The sequence below is a fragment of the Pseudomonas sp. P5_152 genome (genome assembly GCF_033989915.1).
In the GTDB taxonomy this organism is placed as follows: domain Bacteria; phylum Pseudomonadota; class Gammaproteobacteria; order Pseudomonadales; family Pseudomonadaceae; genus Aquipseudomonas.
In genome coordinates this window covers 203,431-222,666 of record NZ_JASFAH010000002.1, presented here as the reverse complement: position 1 = coordinate 222,666, position 19,236 = coordinate 203,431, and the positions used below count along the sequence as shown (strand labels likewise).

Annotated in this window: 19 protein-coding genes; 5 read left to right on the top strand and 14 right to left on the bottom strand. The window is 63.4% G+C overall.

Features of this window, described 5'->3' with window-relative positions; translation table 11 throughout:
• Positions 1-7 precede the first annotated feature (7 nt).
• From QMK50_RS00915 to arnC, 7 genes are read right to left on the bottom strand one after another with little or no spacing between them, the layout of a single operon-like run.
• Positions 8-1,384, bottom strand: coding sequence for a UDP-glucose/GDP-mannose dehydrogenase family protein (locus QMK50_RS00915; RefSeq protein WP_320332236.1), 1,377 nt, complete (start codon positions 1,382-1,384; stop codon positions 8-10).
• Positions 1,381-1,794 (bottom strand): 4-amino-4-deoxy-L-arabinose-phosphoundecaprenol flippase subunit ArnF, encoded by a 414-nt coding sequence (gene arnF, locus QMK50_RS00910; protein ID WP_095171491.1) that lies wholly within the window; start codon positions 1,792-1,794, stop codon positions 1,381-1,383. The genes QMK50_RS00915 and arnF overlap by 4 nt, the downstream gene beginning before the upstream one ends.
• Positions 1,791-2,135, bottom strand: coding sequence for a 4-amino-4-deoxy-L-arabinose-phosphoundecaprenol flippase subunit ArnE (gene arnE, locus QMK50_RS00905; RefSeq protein ID WP_095171493.1), 345 nt, complete (start codon positions 2,133-2,135; stop codon positions 1,791-1,793). The genes arnF and arnE overlap by 4 nt, the downstream gene beginning before the upstream one ends.
• On the bottom strand, positions 2,132-3,778 hold the full coding sequence (gene arnT / locus QMK50_RS00900; RefSeq protein WP_320332235.1) for a lipid IV(A) 4-amino-4-deoxy-L-arabinosyltransferase: 1,647 nt from the start codon (positions 3,776-3,778) through the stop codon (positions 2,132-2,134). Before arnT ends, arnE begins: the two co-directional genes overlap by 4 nt.
• Positions 3,775-4,659, bottom strand: coding sequence for a 4-deoxy-4-formamido-L-arabinose-phosphoundecaprenol deformylase (arnD, locus tag QMK50_RS00895; RefSeq protein WP_320332234.1), 885 nt, complete (start codon positions 4,657-4,659; stop codon positions 3,775-3,777). Before arnD ends, arnT begins: the two co-directional genes overlap by 4 nt.
• Positions 4,659-6,650, bottom strand: coding sequence for a bifunctional UDP-4-amino-4-deoxy-L-arabinose formyltransferase/UDP-glucuronic acid oxidase ArnA (gene arnA, locus QMK50_RS00890; protein WP_320332233.1), 1,992 nt, complete (start codon positions 6,648-6,650; stop codon positions 4,659-4,661). The genes arnD and arnA overlap by 1 nt, the downstream gene beginning before the upstream one ends.
• Positions 6,647-7,666 carry an undecaprenyl-phosphate 4-deoxy-4-formamido-L-arabinose transferase gene (arnC, locus tag QMK50_RS00885; protein ID WP_320332232.1) on the bottom strand — a complete coding sequence of 340 codons (1,020 nt, stop codon included), beginning with the start codon at positions 7,664-7,666 and terminating at the stop codon, positions 6,647-6,649. The genes arnA and arnC overlap by 4 nt, the downstream gene beginning before the upstream one ends.
• A gap of 490 nt (positions 7,667-8,156) precedes the next feature.
• Here arnC and xerC point away from each other — a divergent pair, with 490 nt between their 5' ends.
• A complete protein-coding gene (gene xerC / locus QMK50_RS00880) occupies positions 8,157-9,107 on the top strand; it encodes a tyrosine recombinase XerC (RefSeq protein ID WP_095171501.1) in 951 nt (316 codons plus the stop codon).
• A gap of 90 nt (positions 9,108-9,197) precedes the next feature.
• Here xerC and QMK50_RS00875 read toward each other — a convergent pair whose 3' ends face one another.
• Positions 9,198-9,824, bottom strand: a complete 627-nt coding sequence (locus QMK50_RS00875) for a histidine phosphatase family protein (RefSeq protein ID WP_159996135.1) — start codon at positions 9,822-9,824, stop codon at positions 9,198-9,200.
• 364 nt (positions 9,825-10,188) lie between these two features.
• Between QMK50_RS00875 and QMK50_RS00870 the strand changes: the two genes are divergently transcribed.
• On the top strand, positions 10,189-10,542 hold the full coding sequence (locus QMK50_RS00870) for a DUF1428 domain-containing protein (RefSeq protein ID WP_095171505.1): 354 nt from the start codon (positions 10,189-10,191) through the stop codon (positions 10,540-10,542).
• Between the two features lie 19 nt (positions 10,543-10,561).
• Here the strand turns inward: QMK50_RS00870 and QMK50_RS00865 are convergent, their stop codons facing one another.
• Together QMK50_RS00865 and QMK50_RS00860 are read right to left on the bottom strand one after the other, a co-directional pair.
• A complete protein-coding gene (locus tag QMK50_RS00865) occupies positions 10,562-10,753 on the bottom strand; it encodes a hypothetical protein (protein WP_095171506.1) in 192 nt (63 codons plus the stop codon).
• 13 nt (positions 10,754-10,766) lie between these two features.
• Complete coding sequence (locus QMK50_RS00860; protein ID WP_095171508.1) at positions 10,767-11,417, bottom strand: MliC family protein; 651 nt, start codon at positions 11,415-11,417, stop codon at positions 10,767-10,769.
• 177 nt (positions 11,418-11,594) lie between these two features.
• On the opposite strand from QMK50_RS00860, the gene QMK50_RS00855 reads away from it, so the two are divergent.
• Both QMK50_RS00855 and QMK50_RS00850 read left to right on the top strand, forming a co-directional pair.
• Positions 11,595-12,815: a helix-turn-helix domain-containing protein gene (locus tag QMK50_RS00855; protein WP_320332231.1), complete on the top strand. Its 1,221-nt coding sequence runs from the start codon at positions 11,595-11,597 to the stop codon at positions 12,813-12,815.
• Positions 12,816-12,849: 34 nt separating this feature from the next.
• Entirely contained in the window at positions 12,850-13,476 is a 627-nt protein-coding gene (locus QMK50_RS00850) for a PQQ-binding-like beta-propeller repeat protein (protein ID WP_320332230.1), read from the top strand.
• Positions 13,477-13,479: 3 nt separating this feature from the next.
• Here the strand turns inward: QMK50_RS00850 and QMK50_RS00845 are convergent, their stop codons facing one another.
• The 4 genes from QMK50_RS00845 to QMK50_RS00830 are packed head-to-tail and all read right to left on the bottom strand — an operon-like array spanning position 13,480 to position 16,542.
• The gene (locus QMK50_RS00845) at positions 13,480-14,139 is read right to left on the bottom strand and encodes a glycosyltransferase (RefSeq protein WP_320332229.1); all 660 of its coding nucleotides are present in this window, start codon (positions 14,137-14,139) and stop codon (positions 13,480-13,482) included.
• Entirely contained in the window at positions 14,136-14,735 is a 600-nt protein-coding gene (locus QMK50_RS00840; RefSeq protein WP_159996127.1) for a class I SAM-dependent methyltransferase, read from the bottom strand. Before QMK50_RS00840 ends, QMK50_RS00845 begins: the two co-directional genes overlap by 4 nt.
• Positions 14,732-15,499 carry a PIG-L deacetylase family protein gene (locus tag QMK50_RS00835; protein ID WP_159996125.1) on the bottom strand — a complete coding sequence of 256 codons (768 nt, stop codon included), beginning with the start codon at positions 15,497-15,499 and terminating at the stop codon, positions 14,732-14,734. Before QMK50_RS00835 ends, QMK50_RS00840 begins: the two co-directional genes overlap by 4 nt.
• Positions 15,496-16,542 carry an acyl-CoA dehydrogenase gene (locus QMK50_RS00830; protein WP_320332228.1) on the bottom strand — a complete coding sequence of 349 codons (1,047 nt, stop codon included), beginning with the start codon at positions 16,540-16,542 and terminating at the stop codon, positions 15,496-15,498. Before QMK50_RS00830 ends, QMK50_RS00835 begins: the two co-directional genes overlap by 4 nt.
• A gap of 219 nt (positions 16,543-16,761) precedes the next feature.
• Between QMK50_RS00830 and QMK50_RS00825 the strand changes: the two genes are divergently transcribed.
• The gene (locus tag QMK50_RS00825) at positions 16,762-18,687 is read left to right on the top strand and encodes a PAS domain S-box protein (RefSeq protein ID WP_320332227.1); all 1,926 of its coding nucleotides are present in this window, start codon (positions 16,762-16,764) and stop codon (positions 18,685-18,687) included.
• Positions 18,688-19,236 lie beyond the last annotated feature (549 nt).

Genomic DNA, 19,236 nt, shown 5'->3' with positions numbered 1-19,236 from the left:
CCACTGCCTAGGCGATGGCAGCAGCGGGCCACTGCTGCTGCGGGATTGGCAGATGGCAGGACTCGCCACGCCCCATGGGGAAGTACTTGAAACCATTGCGTGCCAGGCGTTCGCTGTCGTACAGGTTCCGCCCGTCGAAAATCACCGGGGCCTTGAGACGTTGTTGGATGAGGTCGAAGTCCGGGGCCTTGAACTGTTGCCATTCGGTGCAGACGATCAGCGCGTCGGCGTCCTTGAGGACTGACTCTGGCGTGCCCATCAGCATCAGACGGGTCTCGTTCGGGTACAGCTTCTGGGTTTCCTGCATGGCTTCGGGGTCGAATGCGCTGACCGATGCGCCGGCGGCCCACAACGCCTCCATCAAGACGCGACTCGGGGCGTCACGCATGTCGTCGGTATTGGGCTTGAACGCCAGGCCCCAGAGGGCAAAGGTCTTGCCGGCCAGGTTGCCGTTGTAGAAGGCCTTGATCCGCTCGAACAGCTTGTGTTTTTGCCGCTCGTTGATCGCTTCCACGGCTTGCAGCAGGTCGCTGGAGCAATTGGCTTGCTCGGCGCTGTGAATCAAGGCCCGCATGTCCTTGGGAAAACATGAGCCGCCATAACCACAGCCGGGGTAGATGAAGTGATAGCCGATGCGTTGGTCGGCGCCGATGCCCAGGCGCACCGACTCGATGTCGGCCCCCAGGTGTTCGGCCAGTTCGGCGATCTGGTTGATGAAGCTGATCTTGGTCGCAAGCATGCAGTTGGCGGCGTACTTGGTCAGTTCGGCGCTGCGCAGGTCCATGAACAGGATGCGGTCGTGGTTGCGGTTGAACGGCGCATACAGGTCGCGCATCACCTCGCGGACTTCGTCGCTGTCGCAACCGACAATGATCCGGTCGGGACGCCGGCAGTCGGCGACCGCCGAGCCTTCCTTGAGAAACTCGGGGTTGGAGACGATATCGAATTTCAAGCTGCGCCCGGCGGCCAACAACTGGCGCTCAATGTGCGCGCGCAGGGTGTCGCCAGTGCCCACCGGCACGGTGGATTTCTCGGCGAGGATCAGCGGCTGCTGGCGGTGGCGGGCCACTGCATCGCCGACTGACAACACATGGCGCAGATCGGCCGCACCGTCGTCGTCGGACGGCGTGCCCACGGCGATGAACAGCACCTGGCAGTGCTCGATGGCGAGCTTTTCGTCGCAGCTGAAATGCAGCCGTCCAGACTCCAGGCCTTCACGTACCAGGCTGGCCAACCCAGGTTCAAAAATGCTCACATGCCCCTGCTGCAGCAGCGCAATCTTTTGCTCATCGATGTCCATGCAGACCACATCGTGGCCCACTTCGGCCAGCACGGCAGCCTGCACCAGGCCCACGTAGCCACTCCCGATTACACTGATTTTCATGAGGCATTCCTGAGGTCTGAAGTACGGTTGCTGCGCGAATTGATGGTGATGACTCCGAGGATGACCAGGGCCACCCCCAGGGAGCGGGACAGGCTGAAGTCTTCGTTGAACAGCGGCAGGCTCGCCGCCAGCAGGTAGACCAGGGCGTAGCTGATACTCAGCAGCGAATAGGCGCGACCCAGGGGCAAATCACGCAAGGCCAGCAGCCAGCAGAGCATCGACAGCCCGTAGGCAAGGATGGCGCTGAGTACCACCGCCACCGCGAAGGGGTCGACCGTGCCGTCCTGCAGGGCCGTCCACCACTGCGCTGGCAGGGGCAGATGGCTCATGCTCCAGCGCATGCCCAACTGGGCCGTGCTGACCAGCACCACGCTGGCCATGCCAAAAGCAATTCCACGACCCAGGCTCATAGCTGCCTCCCGAGCAGAATCACCCCGGCGATCACCAGGGCGACGCCGATCCAGTGCCGGCGGTCGATCGTTTCATGGAACACGAAGCGGGCCACCAGGGTGATCAGCACAAAGTTCAGGCTCAGCATCGGGTAAGCCACTCCGACATCGAGCCGTTGCAGCACCAGCAACCACACCAGCAGGCCCAGGCCCAGGCTCGCCAGCGCCAGCCACAGCCAGGGTGAACGCAGTTTGTCGAGCAGCGCCGAAGGCCGTTCGCGCCAGCTTTCCACCGCGTACTTCTGCGCCACCTGGCCCAGGCACGTCAGGAGGCAGGCGAGCCCTACGAGTATCAGGCTCATGGCTGACTCTTGGGGAAAATCAGGATCACCAGATTGCCTTGGTCATAACGCTTGAAGTCCTGGGGCAACATGTCGATTTCGTAATGCTCCTCGCCATTGATCCGCATGACGACGCCCACCTGGCCTTGCTGGCGGGCTGCGCTCATCCATTGCGGGACCTTGAGGAAGTCCACCCGGCGATGCAAGGTGTCAGGATAAGCCAGACCATATTTCACTTCGCCTACGGTGTTGTACAGCGCCACGTCCGCGCGGTTGAGGCGCCAGGCCAGGGCCGAGGCGGCGCCCAGGTCGTTGCTCAACAGCCGGGTGCTCTGGCTGAGCTCCTGCAGATGGTCATTGATGAACTGGTCCGGGGTCTTGTTGTATACCACCGAGTTTGGCAGGCCGGCCGGCAGCAGGGCGATGAACAGCCAACTGCCGAGCACGGGGGCGGCCCACAGTTGCAAAGGGCGCAGGGCCTGCAGGGTGTTGCACAGCAACCAACCGATCACGGCAACGCTAACCAGCACCAGGTGCTCGGGTTCGTTGTTGTACAGCGGCTTCTTGATCTGGAAATACACCAGCGCCAGCAAGACCAGGCCACCCAGGGCCAGGTTGAATGCAGCGTTGAGACGGATGACCCGGGTCTGGCGGTTTCTCAGGCGATCCACCAGGGCATGGCCCATCAACAGCGCCAGCGGCAACAGGCAGGGAAAGATGTAGCTCGGCAACTTGCCCTTGGCCAAACTGAAGAAGGCCAGTGGCAACAGCAGCCACAGCAGCAGGAAGCCGATGCTGGCCTGGCGCCGATTTTGCCAGGCCTGGCGGATGGCGACCGGCAACAACGCAACCCATGGCAGGCTGAACGCCAGCAGCAGCGGCAGGTAGTACCACCAGGGCTCCGCGTGTTGTGCATCGGCACCGGCAAACCGGCGGATGTGTTCGTGCCAGAAGAAGAAATTCCAGAAGTCCGGCTCCTGGGCATGTACCGCCAGTGCCCAGGGCAGGCTCACCAGCACCGCGACCAGCACGGCCACGCCGCCGTAGGTCAGCAGTTCGCGAAGGCGCTTTTGCCAGGCCATGTAGGGCAGGGCGATCAGCACCGGCAGCAACCAGGCGAGGAAACCCTTGGTCATGAAACCCATGCCGCAGGCCAGTCCAGTCAGCGCCCAGTAGCCCAGGCGGGCACGTGGCGTCTGGCTGTCAAAGGCCAGCCACAGCCCCACCAGGCTCAGGTTGACCCAGAAGGTGAATTGCGGATCGAGGTTGGCGTAGCCGGCCTGGCCGACCACCACGCACAAGCTCATGTAGAGCAGGGCGCAGGTCAGGCTCTTGCGCGGGTCGTTCCACAGGCGCCGGGCAATCAGGTAGGTCAGCACGATGCTCAGGCCGGTGCTCAGGGCCGAGGCCACGCGCACACCAAACAGGTTGTCGCCAAACAGCGCCTGGCCCAGGGCGATCATCCAGTAGCCCGCCACCGGTTTTTCGAAATAGCGGATGCCCATGAAGTGCGGTGAGGCCCAGTTTCCGGTCAGGAGCATTTCCTGGCTGATCTGCGCGTAGCGGGTTTCGTCGGGAATCCACAGGCCGTGGGACATCATCGGCAGCAGGTAGAACAGGCCGAAAGCCAGCAGCAACAAAGGTAGTATCCAGCGTCTGCTCATGCGCCTTGCACCCCCAGCCAACCTTCACGGCCGGCCAGCGTGCCACGCAAGACCCGGCCCGCAGGCAGGCTGTCGAGCGTCTCGGGAAGCAAGTTGCCCAAGGGCCGGAAGTGGATGTCGCGCGCGCGCGCCTGCACCAGCAATTGACGGAAATGCTCAGCCATCAGAATCCCTTCTACCTCTGCGTGTACGGTGTAGACGTTCAGCTGCGAAGGGCTGAATCGATCCAGAATGAATGGGTTGAACCCGTCGGCGGTCACCAGCGGGCCGACCACTTCGTCGAAAGTCGGCAAGTCCACCGGAATCTGTGGGGTGCCGAGACTGCCGTCGGCCAAGCGCGGACGAAACAGGCTGTGCCCGCGGCAGTCACTGTTGTAGCGAAAAGCAAAAGCTTGCTTGGCGCCGATCACCCGCTCATCGGCGCGCCAACCGGCGGCGGCCGAACAGTCCACGGTTTGGCCGAGAATATCGCTGAGACAGTCGACGCCTCGGCGGATCTGTTCGCTCAACTGCGCATCGCTCCAGCGCCCGGCGTTGGCCTGCCAGCCGTGGTGGTCCCAGGCATGCAGGCCGATTTCATGGCCGGCGGCCGCGGCCCGGCGCATCAGGTGCCCGAGATCGCGGCCGATGGGCTTGCCAGGCCAGGCGGTCCCCGCCAGCAGAATGTCCCAGCCGTACAGGCCGGCGGCATTGGAGCGCAACATTTTCCAGAGGAACTGCGGGCGGATCAGGCGCCACAGGTGGCGCCCCATGTTGTCCGGGCCAACGCTGAAGAAAAACGTCGCCTTGACCTGCGCCTCATCGAGCATGTCCAACAACCGAGGCACGCCTTCGCGGGTGCCCCGGTACGTATCGACATCGATTCGAAGGCCCGCCTGCATCAACGCTGGTCCGCGATTTCGAGCATGGCTTCACGCAGGAAGAAGTCCAGCGTGTTGCCGATGGTTTCGCGCATGTGCACGGTCGGGGTCCAGTCCAGAAGGCGCTTGGCGTTGTTGATGCTCGGCTTGCGGTGCGCGACGTCCTGGTAGCCGTTGCCGTAGAACGCCTTGCTCTCGACCTCGCGGAAACCGGCGAACGGCGGGAAATTGCCGCGCAGTGGATGCGCCTCGAACTGGCGCAGCAGTTCCTCGCCCAGTTGGCGGATGCTGGCCTCGTTGTCCGGGTTGCCGATGTTGATGATCTGGCCGGTGCAGGCGCCATTGCGGTTGTCGATGATCCGCGCCAGGGCTTCGATGCCGTCGGCGATGTCGGTGAAACAACGTTTCTGCTCGCCGCCGTCAAACAGGCGGATCGGCGTGCCTTCCACCAGGTTGAGGATCAACTGGGTGATGGCCCGGGAGCTGCCGATCCGCGCGGAGTCCAGGCGGTCCAGGCGCGGACCCATCCAGTTGAACGGCCGGAACAGGGTGAAATCCAGGCCTTGCTGGCCGTAGGCCCAGATCACCCGGTCCAGCAGTTGCTTGGATACCGAGTAGATCCAGCGCTGCTTGTTGATCGGGCCGACGACCAGGTTAGAGGTGTCTTCGTCGAAGTTCTGGTCCTGGCACATGCCATAGACTTCCGAAGTCGACGGGAAGATCACGCGCTTGTTGTACTTAACGCAGTAGCGAACCAGCTTGAGGTTCTCTTCGAAGTCCAGTTCAAACACCCGCAGCGGGTTGCGGGTGTATTCGATGGGGGTGGCGATGGCCACCAGCGGCAAGACCACGTCGCATTTCTTGATGTGGTACTCGATCCACTCGGAGTGAATGCTGATATCGCCTTCGACGTAGTGGAAATTGGGGTGGCTGCGCAGGCGCTCGATGGCGTCGGAGCCGATGTCCAGGCCATAGACTTCGTACTGGTCGTCGCGCAACAGGCGCTCGGACAGGTGGTTGCCAATGAAACCGTTGACGCCCAGGATCAGCACCCGGGTGCGCCGAGGGCTGCGCCCCGATTCGGCGCCGCGCAGCACGGAACCCTCGACCAGGCCCAGTTCGTCGGCCAGTTGCGGGCCACTGAGGAACAGGCCGTTGTCGTTGCGCTGGCCAGAGGCGATCAGCAGCGAGTCTTCACCGCATGCAATGCGCAACGGATCGACGCTGATCACGCGTCCAGGGGCCAGGCCTTCATTGCCCTTGACCACCTCGGCAGACCAGACGATCAGCTTGTGCTCGCCGACGGCACAGAAGGCGCCAGGGTAGGGCTGGGTTACAGCGCGCACCAGGTTGAACAGTTGCTCGGCCGGTTGCTGCCACAGCAGTTTGCCGTCCGCCGCGGTACGGCGCCCGAACACCGTGGCGCGGGATTCGTCCTGGGCGGTTTCGCTGGTTTTGCCCTGGATCAGCAGCGGTAAAGTGTCGCGCAGCAGGCTGGCGGCGGCTTCGCGCAGCTTGCCGTGCAGGCTCAGCGCGGTGTCGCTGCGTTCGATGGCGACCGCTTGTTGGGCGACGATGGCCCCGGCGTCGGCGCGCTTGACCATGCGGTGCAGGGTGACGCCGGTCTGGGTTTCGCCCTTGACCAGCACCCAGTTGGCCGGGGCGCGGCCACGGTAGGCCGGCAGCAACGAACCATGCAGGTTGAACGCGCCCTGGCGCGCGGTTGCCAGCAGCGGCTCGCTCAACAGGTTGCGGTAATAGAAGGAGAACAGGTAGTCGGGGTTGAGCTTGGCGATGCGCTCGATCCACAGCGGATGGTTGACGTCTTCCGGCGCATGCACGGTGATGCCCTTGCGTGCGCACAGTTGCGCGACCGAGCCATAGAAGGTGTTTTCCTTGGGATCGTCGGCATGGGTAAACACCGCGCTGATCCGAATCCCCGCTGCGAGCAGGGCTTCGATGCCGGCGCAACCAATGTCGTGATAGGCAAAAACAACAGCGTTTGAACTCATGGCGAAACCTGATCAGTAGAAGTGGAAGTCAAACCGTCGACAGTGACAGCGGGAGCCGGCGTGGCGGGTTGGTTGCGCAGGACTTTTTCGATGAAGAACCGTGGCCGCGCCCGTACATCACCGTACATCCGCCCCAGGTACTCGCCCAACAGGCCCATGCCGATGAACTGGCCACCGGTGAACACGAACAGGATGGCGAACAGCACAAACATGCCGTCACCGGCCCAGCCGGCACCAAAGGCCAGGCGCAACACAATCAGGGCCAGGGCGAAGAGCATGCCCAGCGCCGCCATGCTGAAGCCGATGATGCTCAGCAGGCGCAGCGGGGTGGTGGTCATGCACGTGATCAGGTCGAACATCAGGTTGATCAGGCGCATGGTGCTGTACTTGGACTCGCCATGCTCGCGCTCGGCGTGCTGCACCAGGATCTCGGTGGTGTGGCGGGCAAAGCTGTTGGCCAGGATCGGTATGAAGGTGCTGCGCTCGCGGCAGGCCAGCATCGCGTTGACCACGGTGCGTCGATAGGCCCGCAACATGCAGCCGTAGTCACTCATGGCGACTCCGGTGGAGCGCTTGACCGCAAGGTTGATCAACTTCGACGGGTAGCGGCGCAAGGCCGAGTCCTGGCGATTGTTGCGTACCGTGGCCACCACGTCGTACCCCAACTCGGCCTGGGCCACCAGACGCGGGATTTCTTCCGGCGGGTTCTGCAGGTCGGCGTCGAGGGTAATCACCACATCGCCCTTGCACTGTTCGAAACCGGCCATGATCGCCGCATGCTGCCCATAGTTGCGATTGAGGATCACTGCCACCACCTTGCTGCCGTCGCGGGCGGCGGCCTCTTCAAGCAGTTGTGCAGAGTTGTCGCGGCTGCCGTCGTCGACCAGGACGATTTCATAGTCCTGTTTGAGTTGGCGGCAAGCCGCTTCAGTGCGTCGCAACAACTCGGGCAGGCTTTCTTCTTCGTTGTAGACCGGGATAACGATCGACACGCAATGGATTGGATAAGGCTTCAAAGGCTTGGGTCCAGGGTCTGTGCAATGGCGCCCACCACGGGTTCGACGTCATTGGCAGTCATGTCAGGGAACAATGGGATCGAACTCTGGGGTGTCGAGTTCCGTGGAAAGCTCGGCTTCACTGAATAAATTGTCACAGAGTAACTCAAGAAAAATAATCCATATCAAACGGTTAGCCGACAATGATGAAAAAGCGCATGAATTGACTTTTTCCGGCGGGACCGGCAGCGTGGGCTCAGGCAGAACCTGATTCGGATGCGCTGAGAGTAAGCGCGAAAATGTGAAAGTGACATGAAAAATCGGTGCCCGGATCGTTTAACTTAGACGTTTACAGCAATTGTTCAGGGTACGCTCAGGGCAGGCGTTTTTATCGGAAACTTCCTACGGGTTTAGCCTGTCAGACCCTGCTTCAATAACCCGTTCGACTATTAATAGACTTCAACAGATGAACCGTCTCTGTTGAGCACTTTTCATTAAAGGTCCTTTCAGTTTGTTCGATTTACCCGATACCGCAGACACACCGACGCCCGCCGTGCAACGCCCCAACCCACTGACGCTGTACCTGGCGCGCCTGGCACCCTCCAGCCAGTTGACCCTGCGTTATGTCTTGCAGGATGCGGCTGACCGCCTGGGTTTTGATGAGTTGAACATGGAAGACATTCCCTGGCACCAGTTGCAGCCCGAGGACGTGATCGCGCTGGTGGCGGCGTTGCGCAGCGACGGCTACGCGCCCAACACCTCATCCCTGTACGTCAACGCGATACGGGGGGTGATGAACGAAGCCTGGCGCATGAGCCTGATCAGCCATGAGCACCTGCTGAAAATCCGCTCGGTCAAAGGCATCGCCGGCACACGCCTGTCCCAGGGCCGCAACCTCAAGCGCACCCTGATCCACGACCTGATGGCGGTGTGCGCCGCCGACCCACGGCCCCAGGGCCTGCGCGATGCGGCGATCATTGGGATTCTGTACGGTTCGGGCATGCGCAAGTCGGAGTCGGTCAACCTCGACCTGGCGCAGGTCGACTTCGCCGAACGCAGCCTGCAGGTCACGGGCAAGGGCAATAAACAGTTGATCAAGTACGCGCCGAGTTGGGCCTTTGCCAAGCTCGAGGCCTGGCTCGAGCTGCGGCGTTCGTTTCTCGAAGAGGGGCAGGCGGACGATGGCTTCCTGTTCAATCGCATTCGCCGTGGCAGCCACATCACCCGCGAGCGGATAACCAAGCATGCGATCTACTACATTGCCCGGCAACGCGGCACCCAGGTCGGCGTGAAGATCATGCCCCACGATTTCCGCCGTTCATTCATCACCCGGGTGATCGAGGAACACGACCTGTCGATCGCGCAGAAGCTGGCGCACCACAGCAACATCCAGACCACCGCCAATTACGATGTGCGCGACGACAATGAGCGGCGGCGCGCTGTAGATCGTTTTGATTTGTGATAAAAGACTTATTAAACAATAGGATATAGCTGATTGTTGAAGTGATTTGTATGGTCGAGTTGCGCGCCTTTGTCACCCAGGTTCCGCAGGCTATTTCTCTGCAACTTGATTATTCAGCACGCTCGGCCAATCAGAATCATTCACCGTGCCGAGTATCTGCAACTTGCCATCCGGCCCGACTGCCGCAAACAAGGCGCTGGTGTACTCGGCTTTGCGGGCATTCTTGAAGCCGTTCTGGGCTTCAAAATCGCTGATGCAGCCACTGTGGGTGACCAGCACCAGATTGCGCTGCGCGGTCTTGTGCGCCAGCACCTCGGCACCCATGGTCGCGCCGCAGGCTGCCAGCCATTCCTGTTGGGGTACCACGTGGGCCGAGAGGTAGTGCGCGGTTTGTACCGTGCGGGTGGCCGGGCTGGTGAGCAGGTCGGTGTGCGCAAGCCCCAGGGTATCCAGGGCCTGGCCCACTTGCCGGGCCGCGTCCCTGCCGACTTCGGTGATGCCGTCGGCGGGGCCCAGGCAGGGATTGCTCGACTGGTCACAGCGTTCGGCATGGCGCACCAGCACCACGATTTCCCCGGCCTGCCAGCGTTGCAACACACTGGCCTTTTGCAGCTGATTCCCTTGCGCCAGCAACATCGGCGATCCCGGCCAGGCAACGAACCCCATTACCAGTGCCGCTACCAGCAGGGTCAAGATGACAAGGGCCAACTTGCGCATCGGCTGTTTAACCAAGCTTTCACCGGATAACTTCGGTGTTGGGGACATAACCACAGCGTTCACCTGTAGAGCGTAAATACCACACTGAAATGATCCTGGCGTTGCGCGTGCAAGGCGCTCGCCGGACAAATGATGTCGCGCACTGTAGGCGTCGGCAGGTGGCAGACGAGTGAAACCAATGTGAAAAATTCGCTTTAGCCAGGAAGCAAGTAATAACGGATGTAAATCATTGGCGTCAGTTGGCCGGACCACCCTTGTGCATGACCGTTGGTCGCTTCAGTCTCCGGGCCTGTCGATCGTTGGTCGGGCCAGTCGACTAGTGCATGAGTCTTTCCATCAGCCAACGTGCAACAGGAGTCCGAGCATGTCCTATGTCGATGGTTTTCTAGCCGCTGTGCCCACGGCCAAACGCGAGGCGTTCCGCCACCATGCCGAGACCATGGCGCAGATCTTCAAGGAATTTGGTGCACTGAACGTGAGTGAATGCTGGGGCGACGATGTGCCCGAGGGCAAGCTGACGTCGTTTCCCCTGGCGGTGAAGCTTGAGGAGGGCGAAACCGTGGTGTTTTCCTGGATTCTGTGGCCCGATCGCCAAACACGCGACGCCGGCATGGCCCGCTTCATGGCCGACCCGCGCGTGCATGAGCCGGGCAACCAGATGCCATTCGATGGCCAACGCATGGTGTTCGGCGGTTTCCAGCGGATTGTCGACGTCTAGCGTGTCGGGCCCGGGGTGTTCATTCGTGAGGACTGATCCGGCAACTCTTGCGGTTACGGATCTCCTCTTGCGAAGGCCGTTGCTTGACGAACTCGAACCGTGGTTCGCCTTCGTTGTAAGTCACCAGCCAGCCCCATTCCAGCTCTGACTCGTCCTGCCCTTGCCGGGGTGGCTCAGCCCACCAGGGTTCTTTACCGACTATCTGGCGCATGACGTCCTCCCGCTTATCCAGTGGGTTCGAGGGTGCAACTCAAGGGTGCGCTGGCCGGGCGTTGCAGCAGCGCCTGGTTGCCGTTCTGGGAAAAACTGTAGGAACCACGCGCGTCCTGGCCACTGTAGCGCTCCCCCGAGTCACTGGGCACCTGGGAGAGGGTGATCGAGGTCGTGGCCCAGCGCAGGTAGAGCACGTCCGGGCCGGCCTTGAAGTAGGTGGCGGCCACCAGCGCGTCAAGCCCGTTGCAATGAAACGCCAGCGGGCCATCGGTCAGCCGGCTGGGGTCTTTGGTCCTGACGATGGCGGAGCCCTGGCGCAACTGGTGGGCCCGCTCGGCATAGGCTTGGCGGATACAGGCCTTGGGCTCGGCGGTGGAGGCGCACTGATTGCGATCCAGGGTCCAGTAGCGTTGGTCGGTCATGACCTTGTCCGGGCGCGGCACCGAGCGCTCATCGGTGAGGGCCAGGCGATACAGCCGGTACAGTTCGAGGTCCATGCGGGCCAGTTGCGGATCGCGGCAGATCAGCTTTTCCACCACCAGGCTGGCCTGGGCACACTCGAAACTGGTTTTGTACAGGGAGTCTGCCCAGGTACGTTCGCTGCTCACCGCGCAGGCGCCGGTGGCGAGGAGGGTGGTGCACAGGGTCGTGAGCGTTTTCATGCTGGCTTCACTCAGATCATCAGGTACTGCCCGGGCAACGGTGAGCGCCATGATCCGCGTTATGGGTCTATCAGTGTAAGTCAGTGGGCAAAACTTGCCACCGGCACGGCCTACCGCAGGGCTGGTGGCCGCTGAGATAGACTGCACGGCAAGAGAGCAAGCGTGGGAGCGGTTGACATGGATTCGCTGATCACGGCAGCTGCCCGGGCACTGGCGGTGGGCGACCCGCTGGGGGCACTCAGGCACGTCGCCTTGCGCGACGATCCGCCGGCGCTGGCCCTACGCGGGATTGCCATGGCGCAGTTGGGCGACTTTGCGCGGGCCAAGGCCTTGCTGCGCCGGGCCAGCCATGACTTTGACCCGAACGAACGAGTGGCGCGGGCGCGCTGCGTGGTGGCTGAGGCGGAAATTGCCTTTGCCGCGCGGGACTTCGGCTGGCCGCAACCGGCCCTGGAGGCGGCGCGCGAGTGCCTGCAACTGCACGGTGACCGGATCAATGCCGCCCATGCCCGCTACTTGCAGATTCGCCGGCTGCTGCTGATTGGCCAACTCGACGTGGCCGAGGGCCAACTCGCGGCACTGCTGCCGGGCACGCTGCCACCGGCGTTGCGGGCGATCCATGGGCTGATTGTCGCGGGTTTGGCGATCCGCCGTCTGGATGCCCCGGCGGCGCGCCTGGCCTTGGCCGCCGCCGAACAGGCCGCACGGTTGGCCGCAATCCCGGCGCTTGGTGCCGAAGTGGCAAGCGCCTGGCAGGTACTCCAGGCCCCGGCGGCGCGATTGACCTGCCAGGGCGCAGAACGACTGTTGGACCTGGAGGCCGTCCAGGCGCTTCTGGGGTCCGGAGCGCTGGTGCTCGACGCGCGTCGTTATCAAGTCCAGCAGCGTGATGCGCGGATTTCCCTGGCGGGCCGCCCGGTGCTGATGGCGCTGCTGACCGTCCTCGGCGAAGCCTGGCCGCAGGCGGTGCCCAGGGCTACGCTGATCGCTCGGGTGTTCCGCCTGAAACTCAGCGATGACTCCCAGCGGGTCCGTCTGCGGGTGGAAATCGGTCGCTTGCGCGCGATGTTGCGCCCACTGGCCCAAGTCACCGCAACCCCGGGCGGTTATGCCCTGGTGCTGCCTGCATCGGGCACGCTGGCGGTCCTGGCATGGCCCATCGAAGCGCCCCACAGCGAGGTGCTGGCGCTGTTGATGGACGGTGAGTGTTGGTCGAGCTCGGCCCTGGCCCTGGCGTTGGGCGTTAGCCAGCGCAGCGTGCAGCGGGCCCTCGAGGCGCTGGCGGCTGAGGGTAAGGCGCAAATGTTCGGCCGTGGTCGGGCGGCGCGCTGGACCCGCCCACCGATTCCGCGATTCGCGACCACATTGTTACTCCCGCTGCCCTGGTCCGGTGATTAGGCTCAAGGCTCCCAACCACTACGAGGATGTCGCGATGAAACAGTCAGCCGCAAGCATAGTGCGTGAGTACGGGCCTTTTCCCGGGGTCGACAGCGTGCACGGCGTCACCTGGGACGGTGAGCGCGTGTGGTTCGCCAACAATCTGGGGCTGATCGCCTTCGACCCGGACAGTGGCAAGGCGCTGGATACGTTCGCGATGGCCGCCGATGCCGGCACCGCTTTCGACGGCCAGCACCTGTACCAGATTGCCGGGAACCAGATCCACAAAATCGACCCTGCCAGCGGACGGGTACTGGGCAGCATCCCGGCACCCGGTGGCAGTGACTCGGGGCTGACCTGGGCCGAAGGGTCGCTGTGGGTCGGTGAGTACCAGGACCGGCAGATCCATCAGATCGACCCCGCTTCGGGGGAAATCCTGCGGACCCTGCAATCGAACCGCTTTGTCACGGGCGTGACCTGGGTCGACGGTGAGTTCTGGCACGGCACCTGGGAGGGCGAGGAGAGTGAACTGCGGCGGATCGACCCGCAGAGCGGCGAAGTGCTGGAGACCCTCAATATGCCCGCCGGGGTCGGAGTCTCGGGCCTGGAGTCTGATGGCGCCGAGCAGTTCTTCTGCGGCGGTGGCAACAGCGGCCGCGTGCGGGTGGTGCGGCGGCGCTGAAGCTCAGCCGTCGCCCGCCAGCGACTTCAGATAATCACCGAAGCCGCCTTGCGCACGGGAGTCCAGGCGGCTGCTGGTGCGCACGCGGTTGAGGGCAGTCCAGACGATGCTGGCACCGCTGCGTTGCAAATCCTCCACCAGGCAGACGTCCTCATGCGCTGGCAGCGGGCGGAATCCGCCGACGCGCTGATAGGCTTGCGCGCACACCCCCAGGTTGGCGCCGTGCACATGCCGGTGGCCTTCCCGGGATTGATACAGCGCCTGGTAGCGCTGGCGCACTGCCGGGCAATGGTCGGGGTGCCACTCATCGATGCTGACCGTGCCACACACTGCATCGGCCTTGAATGCCAACTGCTGGCGCAGCCAGTTGCGGGGCACCCGGCTGTCGGCATCGGTACAGGCCAGCCAGCGCGCGCCCTGGTCGAGCATGTAGGCGGCGCCGGCCCGGCGGGCACACCCGACGTTACCGTCGTTGATCACCAGGGTCTGCACGCCACTGGCCTGGGCGATGGCTAACGAGCGGTCGGTGCAGGCATCCAATACCACCAGGATCGCCACTGCTTCTCCAGCGCGTTCGACGTCGTGCGCGGCGCAAGCGAGGGCGTCGAGGCAGCGTTTGAGCAGGGCCTGTTCATTGTGAGCCGGGACGACGACGCCGATCATTGGGTGGGTTCTTCGAGGTCAGGACGGTAGGGGCCTCGGCACCAGAGCTCGAGGATGAAATCGGGTTCCTCGTGGCGCACGGCACGCGGTAAATGCAGATGGGCATCGAGCATGGCGTGGACCTGCGCCCCGGTTTGCGGGCAGCCGGCAATGGGTTGCAGCCAGTGGCAGGCCAGGACCGCCCCCTGGGGACTGAGGCTCGCGCGGGCCTGGTCGATCACCTGACGCCAGTCGTTACTGTCCAGGTAATAGCCCAGTTCACTGAGCACAATCAGGTCGAACTGGCCTTCGGGCCACTCTTCAGGCAAACGACCTTGCACCACCTGCACCTCGGGATACCCGGCCAGGCGTTCGGCGGCCAGGGCCACGGCTGTGTGACTGAGGTCCATGCACAACAGACGGTCGCCGCGTTCGGCCAGGCCCAGGCTCAACTCGCCATTGGCACAGGCCGGCTCGAAGACCCGCCCATAGCGTTGGCGAGGTAACAAGGCAAGGGTCAGTGCCCGTTTGCGTTTTTCGTACCAGCGGCTGCGGAACGCCCATGGGTCCGGATTGGCACTGAACAGCTGTTCGAAGTAGATCGCCGACAGGCTCATAGAAACACCAGTTCAAAGGGTTGCAGCAGGCGTTCCAGCACTGCCGGGGGGAGAATGGCTGGCTGGCCGGTACTCGGGTCGGCCAACAGTTGGCTCTGGTGCGCAGCAATTGCCCGGCGCTTGCGCACCAGGAAACGCGGCGCGACCAGCAGTTTGCGGGCGCGCAACCACGGCAGGCGGTGATCCTCCGGTTCTGCCCAGTGCCAGGCCCAGACGGGCACTTCCAGCAGATGGGCCTGGCGCGTACGGCAGGCACTGGCACAGGCGCGGCCCACGGCTTCGTGATCACAGTGGCCGTCATGGCGCCAGGTGGTGAGCACCTGGTCGTCCGGACGAATCAGCGCGCAGAGTTGCTGCACCAGCTGCGTTTCGCTTTCGCCTACCGCGGAGTCGGCGAACCCCAGGCGCAACCAGTCAAGTCGTTGCGCATCCAGACCCAGGTGCGCCAAGGCCCGGGCACTTTCCCGAGGCCGCTCGGCGCCGAGGCGCTCGGTGGGCCAGAGGCTGGACCCCGGGTGGCTGCCTTCCCCATCGGTGACGGAAATCATCAGCATGCAGGTGGCGTCGCTGGCCAGGCTGGCCAACAGTCCGCCGCACATCAGCACCTCGTCATCCGGGTGCGGGGCGACCACCACCAAGCGCCGGCCCAAGGGCAGGATCAGCTCGCGGGGCAATGACGGTACGGCTTGCAAGGCGCGGGATGCCTGCCACTGGGCCAGCGAGGTACCCGCGCCTTGAATCAGTGGGTCTGGGTCCTGGCTCATAGGCACCAGCCCCGCGGATCACGTCCGTGCAGTTGCCGGCCGAGTTCAGCCAGGTCGCGCTCGGCATGGCTCTGCCGGATAAACACCGGCAGGTCAGCGCTCAACCGGGCGAAGCGCGGATCGCGGCAAAAGGGCGTGGCGCCCAGTGCTCGTCCGACGTGCCATTGCACTTGGGCCACTGCCGCTTCCACCAGGGCGCGGGTCCGACGCACGGTAAATTCCGCATCGGCCTGGGGCTGGGCATCGATCCACGCGGCGCACTCGCGCAAACCGGACGCCGCGCTGGCGAGCGCAGCGTCGACGGCTCCCAGGTGTGCTTGCGCGTGGGGATCGTTGCGCGGTCCGGCGCAGGCGTGGTGCAGGACCTCGGCCAGGGTCCGCGCGGCGCCATACCAGCAGGCGGCAATGCCGGCACCGCCATGCCAGAAACCGCGACGCTGCACATACGCACCGCTGCCCCCCACGCAGTGGGCGCGGGCGCCGTCGAAGTGGACACTGACGCTGGCGGTCGTCGCCATCCCGCGGGCCTGCCAGTCGTCACTGTCGATGCGCAGAGCGCCTTGGCTGAGTGCCAGCGCCACCAGTTGCGCACGGTCGTCTTCGTCCCAGGCGGTGAGCAAGGCATGGTCGATCTGCAGGGCGCCGGAGCACCAGGCTTTGGTCCCGCTCAATTGCACCGCCCCGTGCTCGCGACCGACGATTCGCACCCTGGCCGTTGGCGGCTCGGCCGCCCAGACGCCCCAGATGCCCGGGCTGTCCAGGTGCAGGGCATCCAGTTCGGCAAGAATCGCCTTGGCATCGGTGTGGCCTTCGAACAGCTTGAGTAGCGCCAGGTCATTGCCCGCTACCTGTGCCAGGGTGCGCCAGCGTTGCAAGGTCTGGCCCTGGCCGGGCAGCGGCAGGTCGGCCTGGCCGTCTGCCAGGCAGCGGCGCATGATCTCGGGTAACTGGCGATCAAGTTCCAGCGGCGCGGCGCGCTGGCCAAAGTCCTCGAGGATCTGCTCAAGCGAACTCCTCCCGTCCTGCGCTGTCGACCTGTTCATGCTGACTACTCCCTGCTGACCCAATGCGCTGGATGGCGAGTACCGCCGCCTTCATAGCATTGTGAGAGATCGGCATTTAAGGAGTTCAATCTGCTTTATCCGGTGCCGATGTCATCTATGATCAACAGATCCAGAACAACCCATGCAGCGTGCAACAGTGGGTGCGGCAGTACCTGCCGACATCCGGGCAGCGCCTGATAAAAAAACGAGAAGGCCGCCATGAGTGAACAACCGGGTACCCGCAGCGATCCACTGGAGCAAGGCCGACTGCGCTTGTTGATTGACGCGGTGGTGGACTACGCCATCTACATGATCGACCCCGAGGGCATCGTCGTCAGCTGGAACGCCGGCGCGGCGCGGATCAAGGGTTATGACGAGGCTGAGATCCTCGGTGCGCACTTTTCCAGGTTCTACACTCCAGGAGATCGCCAGGACGGCACGCCACAACGAGCCTTGCGCACCGCCATCGAGGAAGGGCGTTTCGAGGGCGAGGGCTGGCGGGTTCGCAAGGACGGCAGCCATTTCTGGTCCCATGTGGTGATCGACCCGATTCGCGACCCCCAGGGCAAGCTGCTGGGATTTGCCAAAATCACCCGCGACCTGACTGAGCGCAAGGCGGCCGAGGAAACCCTCAAACAGAGCGAACAGCAGTTTCGCCTGCTGGTGCAGAGCGTCACCGACTACGCCATTTACATGCTCGACCCCACCGGCCGGGTCAGCAACTGGAATATGGGCGCCCAGCGGATCAAGGGCTACCTGCCGCAGGAAATCATCGGCCAGCATTTTTCAGTGTTCTATACCTCAGAAGACCGCACCGCGGGCGAACCCGAACGGGCGCTGGAAGTGGCGACCCGCGAAGGGCGGTTTGAAAAGCAGGGCTGGCGCATGCGCAAGGACGGCACGCGCTTTCTCGCCCACGTGATCATCGACCCGATCCGCAGTGAAACCGGGTCGATCCTGGGGTTTGCCAAGATCACCCGCGACATCAGCGAAGCGACCCAGGCCCAGCGGGAATTGGAGATAGCCCGCGAAGCGCTGTTCCAGTCGCAGAAGCTGCAGGCCATCGGTCAACTCAGTGGCGGTATCGCCCATGACTTCAATAACCTGCTGACGGTCATCCTCGGCAACCTGGAACTGCTGCGCAAGCGCGCCGGAGAAGACCCCAAACTCCTGCAACTGCTGGACAACGCCGCCTTGGGCGCCCAGCGCGGAGTCTCGCTGACCCAGCGCATGCTAGCCTTTGCCCGGCGCCAGGAGCTCAAGGCAGAGTCGGTGGCCTTGCCCCATTTGCTGGAGAACATCACCGGCTTGCTGCGCAGCTCCCTCGGGCACCTGGTGACCATCCACTGTGATTTACCTCCCGACTTGCCGCCCGTGCAGGCGGACGTCAACCAGTTGGAGCTGGCGATCCTCAACCTGGCGACCAATGCGCGCGATGCCATGCCACTGGGGGGACGCATCCTGATCAACGCGGTGGATTCGCTCAAGGGGCATCCGATCCCGACCCAATTGACGGGCCAGCGTTATGTCTGCCTGTCGGTCAGCGATAACGGGCACGGCATGGATAGCGAAACCCTGGCCCAGGCCACCGAACCTTTTTTCACCACCAAGGGTGTGGGCAAGGGCACCGGGCTGGGCTTGTCGATGGTTCATGGCTTGGCGGAGCAACTGGGCGGTTGCCTGATTCTTGGTAGCGAGCAGGGCCTGGGTACCACCGCGCAGTTGTGGTTACCCCTGGCCGTCACCGCAGTGGCCCAGGCGTCCAGCGCACCCGACGCGGCGCAAGATGGGTTTACCCGCCTGTGTGTGCTGCTGGTGGATGACGACAGCCTGGTGTTGACCAGCACCTCGTTGCTGCTCGAAGACCTTGGGCATCGGGTGATCTGTGTGACGTCGGGCACCGAGGCCCTGCAGGTGTTCAAGAAACGCAGCGACATCGACCTGGTGATCACCGACATGGCCATGCCGCTGATGGATGGCGCACAACTGGCCGCAGCCATCCGCGAGTTGCACCCTGACATGCCGATCATTCTCGCCACCGGCTTCGCCCAGCGCCTGGACGGCTTCGTCGCCCACTTGCCGCGTCTGGCCAAACCTTTTACTCAACTGAACTTGATGGAGATCCTTAACAAGGCAATGCGCTGAGCTGTGGTGGCAGGTAACGATGGCGGACTACCGGCCGGCCTCTGGGGTGTTGGATTAGACCGAGTACATATCCATTTTTGCGGTAACGGCCTCCTATGGTTCCGCTTTTACAGCGGCTCACTTTTGGAGGAGCCCAAAAGTAAGCAAAAGGCTCTTGCCCCACCACTCGGCACCTCGCTTAGGCTCGGTGTGCCCTCACTCCGGCTTGAATCCGTGGGCCGCCGCCACGCGCCATCCATGGCGCGGGGCGGCTAACCCGGCGTCCTGCCGGGTTACCCACGGCTTCAAGCCTGCGTTCGGCCAGCGTGGTTAACGGGGCGCCCAGGATCAAAAAGCCAGAGCCAGAGCCAGAGCCAGATCAAAAGATGGCTGACTTCGTCAGCGTCTTAGGAAGTAGAAGCTACACCGCGCATGCCCCAGCGATCAGGTCGGCTTTCAGGCCGCCTCGCTTTGTTTTTGATCCTGGGCGCCCCGTTAACCACGCTGGCCGTACTTCGATATTGATTTGGGGGGTAAACCGGCAGGACGCCGGTTTAGCCGCACTGGGCC

Bases quoted from the DNA above. Each gene is read 5' to 3' on its own strand.
- QMK50_RS00915 (WP_320332236.1), bottom strand. From the start codon at position 1,384: ATGAAAATCAGTGTAATCGGGAGTGGCTACGTGGGCCTGGTGCAGGCT.
- arnF (WP_095171491.1), bottom strand. From the start codon at position 1,794: ATGAGCCTGGGTCGTGGAATTGCTTTTGGCATGGCCAGCGTGGTGCTG.
- arnE (WP_095171493.1), bottom strand. From the start codon at position 2,135: ATGAGCCTGATACTCGTAGGGCTCGCCTGCCTCCTGACGTGCCTGGGC.
- arnT (WP_320332235.1), bottom strand. From the start codon at position 3,778: ATGAGCAGACGCTGGATACTACCTTTGTTGCTGCTGGCTTTCGGCCTG.
- arnD (WP_320332234.1), bottom strand. From the start codon at position 4,659: ATGCAGGCGGGCCTTCGAATCGATGTCGATACGTACCGGGGCACCCGC.
- arnA (WP_320332233.1), bottom strand. From the start codon at position 6,650: ATGAGTTCAAACGCTGTTGTTTTTGCCTATCACGACATTGGTTGCGCC.
- QMK50_RS00875 (WP_159996135.1), bottom strand. From the start codon at position 9,824: ATGCGCAAGTTGGCCCTTGTCATCTTGACCCTGCTGGTAGCGGCACTG.
- QMK50_RS00870 (WP_095171505.1), top strand. From the start codon at position 10,189: ATGTCCTATGTCGATGGTTTTCTAGCCGCTGTGCCCACGGCCAAACGC.
- QMK50_RS00865 (WP_095171506.1), bottom strand. From the start codon at position 10,753: ATGCGCCAGATAGTCGGTAAAGAACCCTGGTGGGCTGAGCCACCCCGG.
- QMK50_RS00860 (WP_095171508.1), bottom strand. From the start codon at position 11,417: ATGAAAACGCTCACGACCCTGTGCACCACCCTCCTCGCCACCGGCGCC.
- QMK50_RS00855 (WP_320332231.1), top strand. From the start codon at position 11,595: ATGGATTCGCTGATCACGGCAGCTGCCCGGGCACTGGCGGTGGGCGAC.
- QMK50_RS00850 (WP_320332230.1), top strand. From the start codon at position 12,850: ATGAAACAGTCAGCCGCAAGCATAGTGCGTGAGTACGGGCCTTTTCCC.
- QMK50_RS00845 (WP_320332229.1), bottom strand. From the start codon at position 14,139: ATGATCGGCGTCGTCGTCCCGGCTCACAATGAACAGGCCCTGCTCAAA.
- QMK50_RS00840 (WP_159996127.1), bottom strand. From the start codon at position 14,735: ATGAGCCTGTCGGCGATCTACTTCGAACAGCTGTTCAGTGCCAATCCG.
- QMK50_RS00835 (WP_159996125.1), bottom strand. From the start codon at position 15,499: ATGAGCCAGGACCCAGACCCACTGATTCAAGGCGCGGGTACCTCGCTG.
- QMK50_RS00830 (WP_320332228.1), bottom strand. From the start codon at position 16,542: ATGAACAGGTCGACAGCGCAGGACGGGAGGAGTTCGCTTGAGCAGATC.
- QMK50_RS00825 (WP_320332227.1), top strand. From the start codon at position 16,762: ATGAGTGAACAACCGGGTACCCGCAGCGATCCACTGGAGCAAGGCCGA.